Raw genomic sequence first — 14,216 nt, forward strand, 5'->3', positions numbered from 1 at the left:
GTTTTGTTGCAGGCAAGTGCCTATGAAACACTACTTGTTGAGGAAGGTTGTCCGAGCGGCCGAAGGAGCTAGTCTTGAAAACTAGTGTGCGGTAACCCCGTACCAAGAGTTCGAATCTCTTACCTTCCGCGAAAAGGACCCCTGTCCGCCAGCATGCCTGGCAGGCAGGGGTCCTTCGTTTAACCTGCGGCAGTCGCCGCCGGTCCTGACGTGGGCACCCATGACGGGAGCCGGTGCCCCCACGTAAATTGTTCTGACAACTTTCTGCAGCCCCCTTCCGCCAAAGCTACTGGCCGGTATCCTGTGTGATAGTCGGCACACTGGGGTAGATGCCGGCCACCACATACCGCCAACAGCATCACCGGAACCGGGGCTACTGGGGCTTCCGGCCGGTAGGTGGCCCGTTCCGCTGGGGAGCGTCCCGCCGAATGCACGCGCTATCAACCCTGCGTTCATTCAGCGCTGTTGTGATGTGCCGGATACCACTTGACCAGGAGCAGGATCCGGGCCCCTGTCCGTCGGTACAACCCGGACATCTTCCATCGGGTCCCCACCGGGACACCCCTATGAAAGTAAGAGCGGATGCATCACACACCTTGGAAACTCGCGCTGGGGACAGCGTTGTCGGCGGGGCTGCTGGCTCCCCTGGCAGCCTTTCCCGCAGTCGCGGACACTACAGCCGCGGGGGTCTCACCCGCGGCAGGCACATCCCCCGTTGTCATCAACGAGGCCTACCTCAGCGGCGGCAGCACGGGCGCCGCCTACAAGAACCGGTTCCTGGAGCTTTACAACTCCTCGGACGCCCCGGTGCGGCTGGACGGCTGGTCAGTCCAGTACCGTTCCGCAGCCGGGCTCGCAGCCCCCACCACCGTGGCACCCCTTACCGGCACCATCGCGGCAAAGGGTCATTACCTGATCCAGGGTGCCAGCAACGGAACCAACGGCGCCGCCCTCCCCACCCCGGACCTCGCGGCGGGCGGCCTGAACTTCAGCGGCACATCCGGCACCATCGTGCTCGCCAAGCAGCCCACCGCCGTCGCGCTTTCCACCGGTTCCCAGGTGGAGCCCGCAGGCGTCGCGGACCTGCTGGGCTACGGCTCCTCCAACACTTTCGAAACCGCAGTAGCCGCGGGCCCCGCGGGTACGGGCGACGCCAGGAGCCTGAACCGCAGCGGAGGCGCGGACAGCAACAGCAACGCAGCGGACTTCAGCCTCAGCACCACGATCAGTCCAACCCCAAGCGGCTCCACCGCCCCCGGGCCCGATCCCAGTCCGGCCCCCACTCCGGATCCGGCCCCCGTGCCGTCCAGCACGTCGATTGCCGAGATCCAGGGCACGGGTGCGGAAAGCCCCCTCACCGGATCAACAGTGACCACCACCGGAAAGGTCACCGCAGTCTTCCCCACCGGCGGGCTTAACGGCTATTACCTGCAGACACCGGGAACCGGCGGCGACCTGACGGCAGCGAACCATGCCGCGTCGGACGGAATCTTCGTCTACTCCCCCGCCACGGTGGCATCGGTCCAGGCCGGAGACCACGTGCAGGTGACAGGTGCCGTGGCGGAGTACTACGGGATGACCCAGCTGAACGTCACCGCAGCGGCCGGACTCACCAAGCTGGCCGAGGCCGCACCGGAGGTCAAGGCCACGCCCTTCACACTGCCCGCCGGCGAGGCCTTCCGCGAATCCCTGGAAGGCATGCTCCTGGCACCCCAGGGGCCGCTGACCGTCACGGACAACTACTCCCTGAACCAGTACGGCGAGATCGGCCTCGCCGGCGGAACAACGCCGCTGGTCCAGCCCACCGCCGTCGCTCCCTACGGCTCAACCGGGTACACCGCGACGGTGGCGGACAACGCCGCCCGCGGGATCAAGCTCGACGACGGCTCCAGCACCAACTTCCTCAAGGACGCCACCACAAAGGCGCAGGCCCTCCCCTACCTGACCACGGCCGACCCGGTACGGGTGGGCTCCCCCGCCACCTTCACCACCAATGTGGTGCTGGGCTACGGCAACAACGCCTGGAAACTCCAGCCGCTGACCCACCTAACGGAGGACAACAAGGCCTCCGTCCAGCCCGCAACCTTCGGGGCCACCAGGACGGAAGCTCCCGCAGCGGTGGGCGGCAACCTCAAGATCGCCTCCTTCAACGTGCTCAACTACTTCCCCACCACAGGGGACACGCTGACCGGCTGCACCTACTACGAGGACAGGGCCGGCAACCCGATCACGGTCCGCGGCGGGTGCGATGCCCGCGGGGCTGCCAACGCGGAGAACTTCAACCGGCAGCAGGACAAGATCGTTTCCGCCATCTCCAAGGCCGGCGCCGATGTTGTCACGCTGATGGAGATCGAAAACTCGGCACAGTTCGGCAAGAACCGGGACGACGCCCTGGCCAAGCTGGTGGACGCCCTGAATGTCGAGACGTCGGGCATCTGGGATTATGTCCGCTCGCCTGCCAACGCGCCGCCGCTGAGCGACGAGGACATGATCCGCACCGCTTTCATTTACAAAAAAGCCGTTGCGGAGCCCGTGGGTGAATCCATCATCCACAACGACACCGTGGCGTTCTCCAATGCCCGCAAGCCGCTGGCCCAGGTGTTCAAGCCCGTGGGTGGCGGTGCGGGGACAGAGTTCATCGCCATCGCAAACCACTTCAAGTCCAAAGGCTCCGCTGCCACGCCCGAGGACACGGACCAGGGGCAGGGCGCATCAAACCTGGCGCGCACAGCCCAGGCGAAGTCCCTGCTGGAGTTCACCAAATCCCTGCAGCAGTCCAAGGGCACGGACAAGGTGTTCCTGATCGGCGACTTCAACGCTTATGCCAAGGAAGACCCCATCAATGTCTTCACGTCTGAGGGCTACGTCAACCAGGACGAGAAGGCCCGCAACGCCGACGGCTCCGCCAAGCACTCCTACCTCTTCGGCGGCATGGTGGGCTCGCTGGACCACATCCTGGCCTCCCCCGCTGCCAATGCGGTGGTCACCGGGGCTGACATCTGGAACATCAACTCGGTTGAGTCCGTGGCCCTGGAGTACAGCCGCTACAACAACAACGTCACCAACTACTACGCACCGGACCAGTTCCGCGCCAGCGACCACGATCCCGTGGTGGTGGGCCTGGACCTGCAGTCTGCTCCCGCCGCGGTTGACCTGAACTTCCTGGGCATCAACGACTTCCACGGCAGGATCGACACCAACACGGTCCTGTTCGCGGGCACCATCGAGAAACTCCGCGCAGCGGCCGCCCCCGGCGCCACCGCCTTCCTCTCAGCCGGCGACAACATCGGCGCGTCGCTGTTTGCATCCGCCGTCGCCAAGGACCAGCCCACCATCGACGTCATGAACGCCCTGGACCTGAGGGCATCGGCCGTGGGCAACCACGAGTTCGACGGCGGTTGGGCCGACCTGCAGGACCGCGTCATCGCCGGCGGCACCAATGCCCGGTTCCCCTACCTGGGTGCGAACGTCTACAGGAAGGGCACCACCGAGCCGGCGCTGCCCGAGTTCACCGTCCTGGACATGAAAGGCATCAAGGTTGCCGTCATCGGCACGGTCACCCAGGAAGTACCCTCGCTGGTGACCCCCGCCGGCATCGCCGACCTTGAGTTCGGCGATCCTGTGGACGCCATCAACCGGGTAGCTGCACGGATCACCGCGGAGAAGCTGGCCGACGTCATCATCGTGGAAAACCACGACGGCGCCGGTTCGGGAACGGTGGAAGGCTCCACCTTGGAAGAGGAGGTGGCTGCCGGCGGTCCGTTCGCGAAGCTGGTCACCGAAACCTCCGCGGATGTTGATGCCATCTTCACCGGCCACACGCACAAGGAGTACGCCTGGGACGCGCCCGTCCCGGGCGCCGAGGGCAAGACCCGCCCGATTGTCCAGACGGGCAATTACGGCGAGAACGTGGGGCAGATCCAGCTCACCGTGGACACCGCCACCCGGCAGGTGACCGCGTACAAGGCCGGAAACGTGAAGCGCACCACGGATCCTGCCGCGGATCTGGTCGCAGCCTACCCGCGCGTGGCCGCCGTCGATGCAATCGTCAGGAAGGCACTCGCGGACGCCGCCGTCGTCGGCAACCAGCCTGTTGGTGCCGTCACGGCGGACATCACCACGGCCTTCACCACGGATGCCGCCGGTGTGGCCAAACGCGATGACCGCGGCAGCGAGTCCACCCTGGGCAACCTGGTGGCAGATTCCCTGCTCGCCTCGCTGCAGACCGCCGAACTGGGCGGCGCCGAGATCGGTGTGGTCAATGCCGGCGGTTTGCGGAACGAGCTCTACTACGCCCCGGACGGCACCATCACCTATGCCGAGGCCAACGCGGTGCTTCCGTTCGTCAACAACCTGTGGACCACGTCCCTGACGGGTGCGCAGTTCAAGACGCTGCTGGAGCAACAGTGGCAAACCAACCCGGACGGCACGGTTCCCAGCCGCGCCTACATCCAGCTGGGTCTGTCCAAGAACGTGAACTACACGTACGACGCCGCACGGCCGGCCGGTGACCGCATCACCTCCGTCCGGGTGAACGGGGCTGCGCTCGATCCGGCGAAGTCCTACCGGGTGGGTACCTTCAGCTTCCTGGCGACCGGGGGCGACAACTTCCGCGTCTTCACGGAAGGTTCCAACACCAGGGACTCGGGGCTGGTGGACCGTGATGCGTGGATTGGCTACCTGCAGGACAGCAGCCCGGTTTCGCCCGATTTCGCCCGCCGCTCAGTGGCCGTCACGAACACCACCGCCGCGGAGGTCAAGCCCGGCGAACCGGTCAATCTCACGGTCTCCAAGCTGGACCTGACCTCCTTGGGCAGCCCGGTCAACAAGTCCCTCACGGCAGTGTTTACGGACACCGCCGGGGTTGTGACCGAGCTCGGGTCCGTGCCGGTCACGGCCGGTTCCGCAACGGTGGACCTGCCTGTCCCGTCGGGTGCCGCCGCCGGGCCGGGAATCCTGGTCCTGACCGCGGCGGAATCGGGCACGAGGGTCACGGTAGGGGTCAAGGTGGCAGCAGCCGACCCCGCTGAACCGGTTTGCACCAAGCCGGTCAAGCCCTCACGGCCTGCAGACCTGGCCGGCCAGCTGAACTACGGCCAGGCCATGGCCGCCTACCGGGCCTGCCTGCGCGGCTGACGCCCCGCCTGGACGTGTGAAAGGTCCGGAAAACCACCGACGCTCTCTCACTTAAGGCACCATTTCCCCAGATGCTCTCTCACTCGTGAGAGAGCATCTGGGCTTTAAGCGCATCAAGTGAGAGAGCGTCCGGGGCGGTTACAGCCCCAGGATGGCCCGGGCGATCTCGTCGGCGTCCCGTAGTGTCCGCTGACCACTCCGGTAGGGGTGCTGCCCGGGCTGCACGGCTTCCGCGGCGATGGCTGTTCCCCACTGCGAGGACGAGAGCTGCAGGCCCAGCACATAGAGGTTCTCCGTCACGGACCCGTTCGCCGCCACCGGCCGGTAAGGGTGGGGCACCACATCCAGGCCCGTGGACTGCACGGGTGCGCCCTCCGCCGTCATCATCAGCCGCGGCCTGGCGAGCCCGTCCGCGAGCAGCTGCTCAAGCACCGGCGACTCGTTTGCGGACACCCTGTTGCCGGGCGCGAGCGCCTCCACCATGGTCCTCGCCGTCACCGGAGGTCCGTCCACCCAGGGGGACGCGGCGGTGAACACGGCGTTCCTGCGGTCCACGCCGAACTTGGGGTCCGGCCCCACGAAGCTGACAATCCCGGCCCTTGCCAGCGCAGCCAGCTGCTCCGAGCGCAGCGCCGGCGGCCCGCTGGCCAGCCCTTCCACGAAGGACTCAAACCAGCCCCGCAGCCCGGCGACCCATGACTCGTCGGTGATGCCGCCGTCGGCCACTGCTGTTTTCAGGACCGCCCGGCCGCGGTGCAGGGCGCCGATGGCCATCTTCACCGGATCATCCTCGCCGAGGGCCGAGCGGCGGGCGTCGTCGAGCAGGTATTCGACGACGGCGGCGTCAAGCTGTGTGCGTGACGCGAAGGAACGTCCGGCCAGCGGCGCTGCCAGTCCGGGCAGGTCGAGCCGGTGCCGCGGGCCCACGTGCACGGCCAGGACGCTCTCGACACTGTCCTCCCACTTGGCAGCGCTATGGGCATGCGGGTGCAGCGCCTCTTCAAGCGCGGTCAGGAAAGCAGCGGTATCGGGAACCGCGCCGGGCTGCGAGCGCACCAGGGTTGAGTAGTACGCCCAGAGCGTGTCGCGGTGCAGCAGCGGCCAGAGGTCATGGTCGAACCCCGGCCGGATTCCCGCGGTGCGGAAGCGTTCCAGGGCAGCGTCGGCGAGGTACCGCAGGGTGACCGACGCAGGATAGTAGCCGGCGAGCGCCGCTTTGGCCCGGTACGGCGTCCCCCGGCGTGAGGCGGCGATGATCAGCGGCTCCTGGCCGGATGGTTCGTAGTCCAGCTTCCCGCCTTTGCTGACGAACTTCCCGCCGCGGCCCTCGGTGAGCTGGCCCATGGCGTCAAAGAAGTTCAGGCCCATGCCGCGGACCAGGACGGGCCGGCCGGCGGGGATGGCCGCCCAGTCCACGTCGGCCGGCACCGCGGGCGGCAGGTACCGCAGGCCCAGTTGTTCCGCCGCGCCCTGCAGTTCACGCTGTTCCGGGTTCAGCCGGGACGGGACGTGCCCCAGGGCAAGCACCACGGCGTTGGTGCGGAACGTGGCTCCCCCCGCCAGGCCGACGTCGAACGTTCCGTCCGCTGCCCGGCGCACCGATTCAGCAGACGTTTCGTGGAATTCAATGGTGACGCCGTCGGGGGCCTTCTCCGTCAGCTCGTCCAGTGTGCAGCGGAGGTACCGGCCGTACAGGGCCCGGCTGGGAAAGTCACTGGATTCGAGGACGGCGAGCTCAGCCCGCTCATCCGGGGTGAGGGACGGCGACGGGTGTGCCTGCTGCTCCGCCCGCCACTGGTCAAAGGTGGTCCCGGCGACGGGCGCGGCCAGGGCAGGGTCCTGCGGAACCAAGGTGGGATAGAAGGACTGCGTGTTCATCAGGTACAGCCGTGACTGCTGCGGCTGCCACACGTGCCCGGGCCCTGCCGGGTAGGGGTCGATAACGTCGATGTGGAGCTGCACGGCGCCAGTACCGTCCGTGGCCAGGGCGGCCGTGTGGGCGAGCAGGCGTTCCAGAACGCTGGTGCCCCGGGGACCTGCACCGATGATGGAGGTCCGGATGCTCTGCGTTTTTTCCACGGCATCCAGCGTACGGGCTGAACGCGTGACTTGCCCGCCGGCAGCTAAGTTGTTTGGATGGCCCAATGACCACCACTGCAGCTGATTCAGCGCCCGAGCCCGTCGACGAGAATGTCTGGCTGGAGGAGATCTACGGCGAAGAGCAGCTTGCCTGGGTCAAGGAGCAGAACTCGCGCACCGAAGACCTCCTGGACGATGCGGACTACGCCGGCCTGGAAGGAAGCATCCTGGAGGTACTGGACTCCACGGACCGGATCGCCATGGTGGGAAAGCGCGGGGACTGGTACTACAACTTCTGGAAGGACCGCCACAACCCCAAGGGCCTGTGGCGGCGCACAACGTGGGAGAGCTACTGCACGGATTCCCCGGAATGGGATGTGCTGCTCGACGTCGATGAGCTGGCTGCGGCGGAGGGCCAGGAGTGGGTGTTCCACGGCGCTACTTTCCTGCGCCCCGGCGCCGGGGCGCCCTACCGGCTGGCGCTGCTGGCACTCTCCCCTGATGGCGGCGATGCGAACAGGTACCGTGAGTTCGACGTGGAGAGCCGGTCCTTCGTGGATCCGGCCCAGGGCGGTTTTGACCTGCCGACGGCGAAGGGCAACGTTTCGTGGCTGGACGCGGACACGCTGCTGGTCGCCTCCACCGCGGATGGGCTGCCGAAGACCGCCTCGTCCTACGCCCGGACGGCGGTCACCTTGAAGCGCGGCGCGGAGCTGGCCGGCGCGCCCCTGCTGTTCGAGGTTCCCGAGCAGCACATGATGGCAGTGGTGGCACACGACTCCACTCCCGGATTCGAGCGGACCTTCGCCGTTGACTACATCGACTTCTTCAACCGCAGGAACCTGGTGCTCCGGGACGGTGGGTGGGTGCAGATCGATGTGCCCACCGATGTGAACGTCAGCGCGCACCGGGAGTGGCTCCTGTTCCGGCCCCAGCAGGACTGGGTGATCGACGGAACCACCTACCCGGCCGGTTCACTGCTTGCCTGCGGGTTCGAGGACTATCTCGCCGGCGCACGGGAGCTGGCGGTGCTGTTCACCCCCGACGCCCGCACGTCGCTGCAGTCCTGGAGCTGGACCCGGAACTTCCTGCTGCTCAACCTCCTCAAGGATGTTTCGTCCGAAATCCGGGTCCTTGATCCTTCCCGCCCGGTTGACGGTCCGGGTGGCGCCTGGGCCGCCACGCTCCTCGACGCCTGCCCGCCCCTGCACGATGTCAACGCCTACGCCGTGGACGATGAAGACGCGGAAGCGTCCGACGGCGGCGCGGGTGACGACTTCTGGCTCGTCGCCACCGGGTTCACCACTCCCACCACGCTGATGCGCGGCACCCTGGAGCGGACCTCAGACGGGACGCCCGGCGTGGTGAGCCGGCACGCCGTGGTGAAGGCGTCGCCGTCGTTCTTTGCAGACGCCGATTACGAAGTGCAGCAGCATTTCGCCGTGTCCGAGGACGGCACCCGTGTTCCCTACTTCCAGGTGGCCCCGCGGGACCTGGCGCTGGACGGGCAGAATCCCACTCAGCTTTCCGGCTACGGCGGGTTTGAGGTGTCCCGCACGCCGGCCTACAGCGGCACGGTGGGCAGGGCCTGGCTGGAGCGCCGCACCTCTCTGTCTGCCGGCGCTGACGGAGATGCTCCCCACTCCCGCGGCGGCGTCTACGTGGTGGCGAACATCCGCGGCGGCGGCGAGTACGGGCCGGCATGGCACCGCGCAGCCCTCCAGGAGAACCGGCACAAGGCCTACCAGGACTTCGCCGCCGTCGCCCGGGACCTCATGTCCCGCGGGGTCACCTCGCGCGAACGGCTGGGCTGCGTGGGCGGATCCAACGGCGGGCTGCTGGTGGGCAACATGCTCACCCAGTACCCGGAACTGTTCGGCGCCGTGTCCTGCGGCGTGCCGCTGCTGGACATGCGCCGCTACACGAGGCTTTCCGCCGGCCACTCCTGGATTGCCGAGTACGGCGACCCGGACGTCGCCGAGCAGTGGGAATACATCAGGACCTTCTCCCCCTACCACCTGCTCAAGGACGGGGTGGAATACCCGGAAACGTTCATCTGGACCGCAACTTCCGATGACCGGGTGGGTCCGGTCCAGGCGCGCAAGATGGCCGCCCGAATGCTGGCCATGGGCATTCCGAACGTGTGGTTCCATGAGGCGCTGGAGGGCGGGCATGCTGGAGCGTCCGACAACCGGCAGGCAGCCGCTCTCCAGGCACGGAGCCAGCACTTCCTATGGAAGGCCTTGGCAGGCGGCCTGGCGTAGCGGTGGGGCTGGACCTGCGGCGGGCGGAGCCTGCCGACGTTGAACGGCTGGCGGAGGTCCACGTCCGCTGCTGGCAGGAGACCTACCGCGGGATGCTGTCCGACGGGTTTCTCGCCTCCCGGGTCCCGGCCGACCGGCTGCCTCTCTGGCGGCACCTGCTGGAGTCAGCCGAACCGGGGGTTGTGTGGGTGGCGTCCGACGGCGGAACTTTGGTTGGGTTTGCGGGCGTCCACCACGTGCCTGCCGGGGATACGACGCATGCTGCCGCACCGCCGTCGTCCGGAGACCTGGAACTTTGGGGACTGTACCTGTTGGCGTCCCACCAGGGGCTTGGCCTGGGACGCCGCCTCCTTGAGGCCGCCCTGGGCACCAGCGCGGCGAGCCTGTGGGTGGCCGCGGACAACGGGCGCGCCATCGGCTTCTACCGGCACTTCGGCTTCGAACCGGACGGGGCCGCGGACACGATCCCGGACTGGGAACACCTCCGCGAAATCAGGATGGTCCGGGGCAGGCAGCCCCGGCAGTGACGCGGGCCCCAGGCAACTGCGGGGTGCTTTGAGGAGTGCTGCGGGCGGGCAGGTGATCCGTTTTGCACTGCATGGCCCGTTCTGCGTATCCTTGGTGGGCTAGGAATAGCAATTGGAGACGTGCCAGAGCGGCCGAATGGGCTTCACTGCTAATGAAGTGTGGGGCACAACTCCACCGGGGGTTCAAATCCCCCCGTCTCCGCGTTTTGGCCCCGGTCCTGGACCGGGGCCTTTTTGCGTTCCCGGGGTCTTTGGGATCCCTGGCTTTTTGTGCTCCCGGGACTTTATGTCCGGTTCCTGCGTCCGGGGTACGGACACCGGGGGCCCCGCATGTTCTGCCGGTGGCAGGATGAACGGATGGCAGCAAGCAACACGGTGGATGGGACGCCCGGGACCGCTCAGGCATGGAGTCCCCGCCTGGCCCTCCTGGTGGCCGCCACCTTCTTTATGGAATTCCTCGACGGCACCGTCCTCACCACTGCCATCCCCAATATCGCTGCCGACTTCCGGGTGCCGGCCCCGGACGTCAACATCACCATGACGGCATACCTGCTGACAGTGGCCATGGGCATACCGCTCAGCGGCTGGCTGGCGGAACGGTTCGGTGCCCGCCGGATCTTTTGCCTTGCCATCGCCATTTTTACGCTGGCTTCGCTGGCGTGTTCGCTGAGCCAGGACCTCGCCGCGCTCACCCTCAGCAGGATAGCCCAAGGGTTCGGGGGTGCCATGATGGTGCCGGTCGGAACCCTTGTGGTCCTTCGCGGGACGCCCAAGGCCGAACTGCTGCGCGCCACTGCGTTCCTGGTGTGGCCCGGACTGCTGGCCCCCGTCCTGGCTCCGCTGGTTGGCGGGGCCCTGACAACATACCTGTCCTGGCACTGGATTTTCCTGATCAACCTTCCCCTGGGTGCAGCCGCATTCCTGGCGGCTCTCCGGCTGGTGCCCGCAGGAGCGGGCGATGGTGGGCGGCGGCTGGACTGGCTGGGGCTGGCCCTCACCACGCTCGGCGTGGGGGCACTGGTGGTGGGCCTCGAACTGGCGAGCACGCATCCGGACGCTCCCTGGGCTGCCATGAGTGCCGCATCAGGAGCGGTTGCCCTGGCGTGCGCCGTGCTCTGGATGCGCAGGGCCCGCAATCCACTCTTTGACCTGGGGGTTTTCAGCACCTGCACATTCAGGGCGATGGCAACCGGTGGGTTCGCCTACCGGCTGACTATCAGCTCCGTTCCCTTCCTGCTGCCGCTGATGTTCCAGGCCGGGTTCGGCTGGTCCCCCCTGCAGGCCGGAGCCATGGTGGCTGCGGTCTTTATCGGCAACATCGGCATCAAGCCGGCCACAACTCCCCTGATCCGGCGCTTTGGCTTTAAGGTGATGCTCGTGTTTGCCTCCTTGGCTTCCGCAGCGACCTTCGCCCTCTGCGCCCTGCTGACCGCGGACACCCCCGGGCCGCTGACCTTCGCACTGCTGGTCTGCAGCGGGGCCTTCCGCTCCATCGGTTTCTCCGCCTACACCTCGGTCCAGTACGCGGACATCGCCCCGGCGCAGCTCACCTCTGCGAACGTGGTCTCAGCAACACTGGTCCAGCTCGCTGCCGCCGCCGGAATCGCCGTTGGAGCCCTGCTCATCCGGCTGTTCGACGGACTCAGTGCTTTCCCTTCCGACGCCGCCGGCCCCTTCCGCGGAGCATTCCTCGCGATGGCGGTGCTGATGCTGGCGAGCACCGCGGACAGCCTGTTCCTGCCGCGGCACGCCGGCGCGGAAGTCAGCCAGCGCAGGGCCCAACGGGTCTGAACCAGCCCGGCCCTGGCCGGTGTGCTGCACAGCGGGCTACGGGTGAGCAGGTCCGGCGTCACCCGCTGGTCCTGGCATCTCCCGCGTCAGCCGGCCTGCGCCAGCACCAGCGGAATCACGGTCCGGCGTCAGCCGGCCTGCGCCAGCACCAGGGGAAGGACAGCTCCCGCACCTGCCTGGCGAAGCGCCCGGCCGGCAACTGTGAGCGTCCACCTGCTGTCCACGATGTCGTCTATCAGCATTACGCTGCCGCCCTGCAGGGAGCCCAGCGCCGCCTCAAGTTCCGGCCCCACCACCAGGCGGTCCCACACCCCAGCCAGGCGGTAGGCACTGTTGCCGCCGCTGCTTCCGGTGGGACCCCCGTGGGCCAGCTGCAGCTCTCCCAGGTACGGGATGCGCCCGATCTCGGAAATGCCCCTGGCAAGGGAGCCCACCAACTCAGGCTTGCCTCGCGAGGGGACGCTGACAATGGCTGCAGGCCGTCCCGCCCCGCTCCAGCCGGGATTGCGTGAGTCTCCGGCGCCCCACTCGCGCAGAACCTGGACGCAGGCTTGCAGCATGCCCGGATCGACCGGCCGGTCTGCGGCGCCGGCCGCGAACAGCTCGCGCAGTGCACCGCCCCAGCCAAGATCGGTCAGCCTTGCCAGGACGCGCCCCTCTGCGAGCCCCTCACCGGGTTTGAGCTTTCCCTTCACCGGAACTCCGAGGCGGTCCATTCCGCTGGGCCACTGCAGCCGCGCCTCCAGCACGCCGCCCGCCCTGCTGAGGGTCTGGCTGGCCGCGGCCGTGGCCTGCTCCGCGATGTCTGCCCGGAACCACTGACCGGCGCAGTTGTCGCACCGGCCACAGGCGTGGGCGGTCTCGTCGTCCAGGACTGAGGTGATGTACTCCATCCGGCAACCGGCCGTGTCCTGGTAAATCACCATGGAGTCCTGCTCGTCCACGCGGGCTTCAGAAATGCGCTGGTACCGCTCGGCGTCGTATATCCAGGGCTGGCCGGTGGACCGCCATCCGCCACCTACGCGTTCCACTGCCCCGTCCACCGACAGGACCTTGAGCAGCAGTTCCAGCGGGGTTCGGCGAAGGTCTACCCGTGCTTCCAGGGCAACTGTGGAAAGTGCGGTGCCCGCCTCTGCCAGGGCGGTAAGGACGGCCGCTGCCTTCTCCTCAGAAGGCATGGAGGCGGTGGCGAAGTACTGCCAGATGTCGCGGTCCTCGGCACCGGGAAGCAGCAGGACGTCGGCGTTGGCCGCCCCTCGGCCCGCACGCCCCACCTGCTGGTAGTACGCAACGGGGGAAGAGGGCGCGCCGAGGTGGACCACGAAGCCCAGATCGGGTTTGTCGAAGCCCATGCCCAGGGCTGAGGTGGCCACCAGGGCCTTGACCTGGTTGTCCTTCAGGAGCTGCTCTGCCCGCTCCCTGTCGGCGGGGTCGGTGCGGCCCGTATAGGCAAGCACTTCGTGGCCGGCCTCGGCCAGCAGCCGGGCCGTGTCCTCCGCAGCGGACACCGTCAGGGTATAGATGATTCCACTGCCCGGCAGGTCCGCCAGATGCGTCAGCAGCCAGCCAAGGCGCTGTTTGGCGTCGGGGAGGGACAGGACGCCCAGCCGCAGGGAGTCCCGGCCAAGCGCACCGCGGATTGTCAGGACGCCGGCCCCAAGCTGCTCCTCGATGTCGTGCACCACCCGCGAGTTGGCCGTGGCGGTGGTGGCGAGCACCGGGACCGTATCCGGCAACTGGGTAATCAGGTCCGCGATCCGGCGGTAGTCGGGGCGGAAATCGTGGCCCCAGTCGGAAATGCAGTGGGCCTCGTCAATCACCAGCAGGCCGGTCCGGCGGATCAGTTCCGGCAGCTGGTTTTCGCGGAAGGAGGGGTTGGTCAGCCTTTCCGGCGACACCAGCAGGACGTCCACCTGGTCAGCGGCGAGCTGTTCGCGGACAGTGTCCCATTCCAGCTGGTTGGCGGAGTTGATGGCCACTGCGCGCACCCCGGCGCGGGCGGCGGCAGCCACCTGGTCCCGCATCAGGGCCAGGAGGGGCGAAACGATGAGGGTGGGCCCGGCGCCCCTGCGCCGCAACAGCAGGGAAGCCACGAAGTAGACTGCCGATTTTCCCCAGCCGGTGCGCTGGACAACCAGGGCCCTCCGGCCGCCGTCGACCAACGCCTCGATTGCTTCGAACTGGCCCTCGTGGAAGCCTGCCGTCGGGTTGCCGACCAGCTCGCGGAGAACCTCGAGGGCCTGTGCATGCGTTGCTGTCGAGGGAGGGCCGTCGGTGGTTGCAGGTTCAGAAAGCCCGGTTTCAGAAAATGCTGGTTCGGAGAGTGCGGTTTCGGCTAAAGCTGGTTCAGGAAATCTGGCGTGCTGGTTATCGACCATTGATTCAGTATCCCAGCCACGTCCGACACCCAGGAGCACGG

Annotated in this window: 6 protein-coding genes and 2 tRNA genes; 6 read left to right on the plus strand and 2 right to left on the minus strand. The window is 67.5% G+C overall.

Annotated elements, in window-relative coordinates; genetic code table 11:
- Positions 1 to 41: 41 nt before the first annotated feature.
- Both IEX33_RS18655 and IEX33_RS18660 read left to right on the plus strand, forming a co-directional pair.
- Positions 42 to 129: transfer RNA gene (locus IEX33_RS18655), tRNA-Ser, on the plus strand.
- A 453-nt stretch (positions 130 to 582) separates the two neighbouring features.
- Positions 583 to 5,136, plus strand: coding sequence for an ExeM/NucH family extracellular endonuclease (locus IEX33_RS18660; RefSeq protein WP_188732380.1), 4,554 nt, complete (start codon positions 583 to 585; stop codon positions 5,134 to 5,136).
- 138 nt (positions 5,137 to 5,274) lie between these two features.
- Here the strand turns inward: IEX33_RS18660 and IEX33_RS18665 are convergent, their stop codons facing one another.
- A complete protein-coding gene (locus tag IEX33_RS18665; RefSeq protein ID WP_188732381.1) occupies positions 5,275 to 7,215 on the minus strand; it encodes an FAD/NAD(P)-binding protein in 1,941 nt (646 codons plus the stop codon).
- 65 nt (positions 7,216 to 7,280) lie between these two features.
- On the opposite strand from IEX33_RS18665, the gene IEX33_RS18670 reads away from it, so the two are divergent.
- From IEX33_RS18670 to IEX33_RS18685, 4 genes are all read left to right on the plus strand, one after another.
- Positions 7,281 to 9,479, plus strand: a complete 2,199-nt coding sequence (locus IEX33_RS18670; protein ID WP_188732382.1) for a prolyl oligopeptidase family serine peptidase — start codon at positions 7,281 to 7,283, stop codon at positions 9,477 to 9,479.
- Positions 9,449 to 10,006 carry a GNAT family N-acetyltransferase gene (locus IEX33_RS18675; RefSeq protein ID WP_188732383.1) on the plus strand — a complete coding sequence of 186 codons (558 nt, stop codon included), beginning with the start codon at positions 9,449 to 9,451 and terminating at the stop codon, positions 10,004 to 10,006. Before IEX33_RS18670 ends, IEX33_RS18675 begins: the two co-directional genes overlap by 31 nt.
- Before the next feature lie 114 nt (positions 10,007 to 10,120).
- A tRNA-Ser gene (locus tag IEX33_RS18680) sits at positions 10,121 to 10,208 on the plus strand.
- A gap of 155 nt (positions 10,209 to 10,363) precedes the next feature.
- Positions 10,364 to 11,797 (plus strand): MFS transporter, encoded by a 1,434-nt coding sequence (locus tag IEX33_RS18685; RefSeq protein ID WP_188732384.1) that lies wholly within the window; start codon positions 10,364 to 10,366, stop codon positions 11,795 to 11,797.
- 128 nt (positions 11,798 to 11,925) lie between these two features.
- On the opposite strand, the gene IEX33_RS18690 is transcribed toward IEX33_RS18685, so the two are convergent.
- Positions 11,926 to 14,175 carry a RecQ family ATP-dependent DNA helicase gene (locus tag IEX33_RS18690; protein ID WP_229675453.1) on the minus strand — a complete coding sequence of 750 codons (2,250 nt, stop codon included), beginning with the start codon at positions 14,173 to 14,175 and terminating at the stop codon, positions 11,926 to 11,928.
- Positions 14,176 to 14,216 lie beyond the last annotated feature (41 nt).

The organism is Pseudarthrobacter scleromae, from assembly GCF_014644515.1.
Classification (GTDB): Bacteria; Actinomycetota; Actinomycetes; order Actinomycetales; family Micrococcaceae; genus Arthrobacter; species Arthrobacter scleromae.

What these genes read in the sequence shown, in the direction of transcription:
- IEX33_RS18660 (WP_188732380.1), top strand. Translation starts at nt 583, where the DNA reads ATGCATCACACACCTTGGAAACTCGCGCTGGGGACAGCGTTGTCGGCG.
- IEX33_RS18670 (WP_188732382.1), top strand. Translation starts at nt 7,281, where the DNA reads ATGACCACCACTGCAGCTGATTCAGCGCCCGAGCCCGTCGACGAGAAT.
- IEX33_RS18675 (WP_188732383.1), top strand. Translation starts at nt 9,449, where the DNA reads ATGGAAGGCCTTGGCAGGCGGCCTGGCGTAGCGGTGGGGCTGGACCTG.
- IEX33_RS18685 (WP_188732384.1), top strand. Translation starts at nt 10,364, where the DNA reads ATGGCAGCAAGCAACACGGTGGATGGGACGCCCGGGACCGCTCAGGCA.
- IEX33_RS18690 (WP_229675453.1), bottom strand. Translation starts at nt 14,175, where the DNA reads ATGGTCGATAACCAGCACGCCAGATTTCCTGAACCAGCTTTAGCCGAA.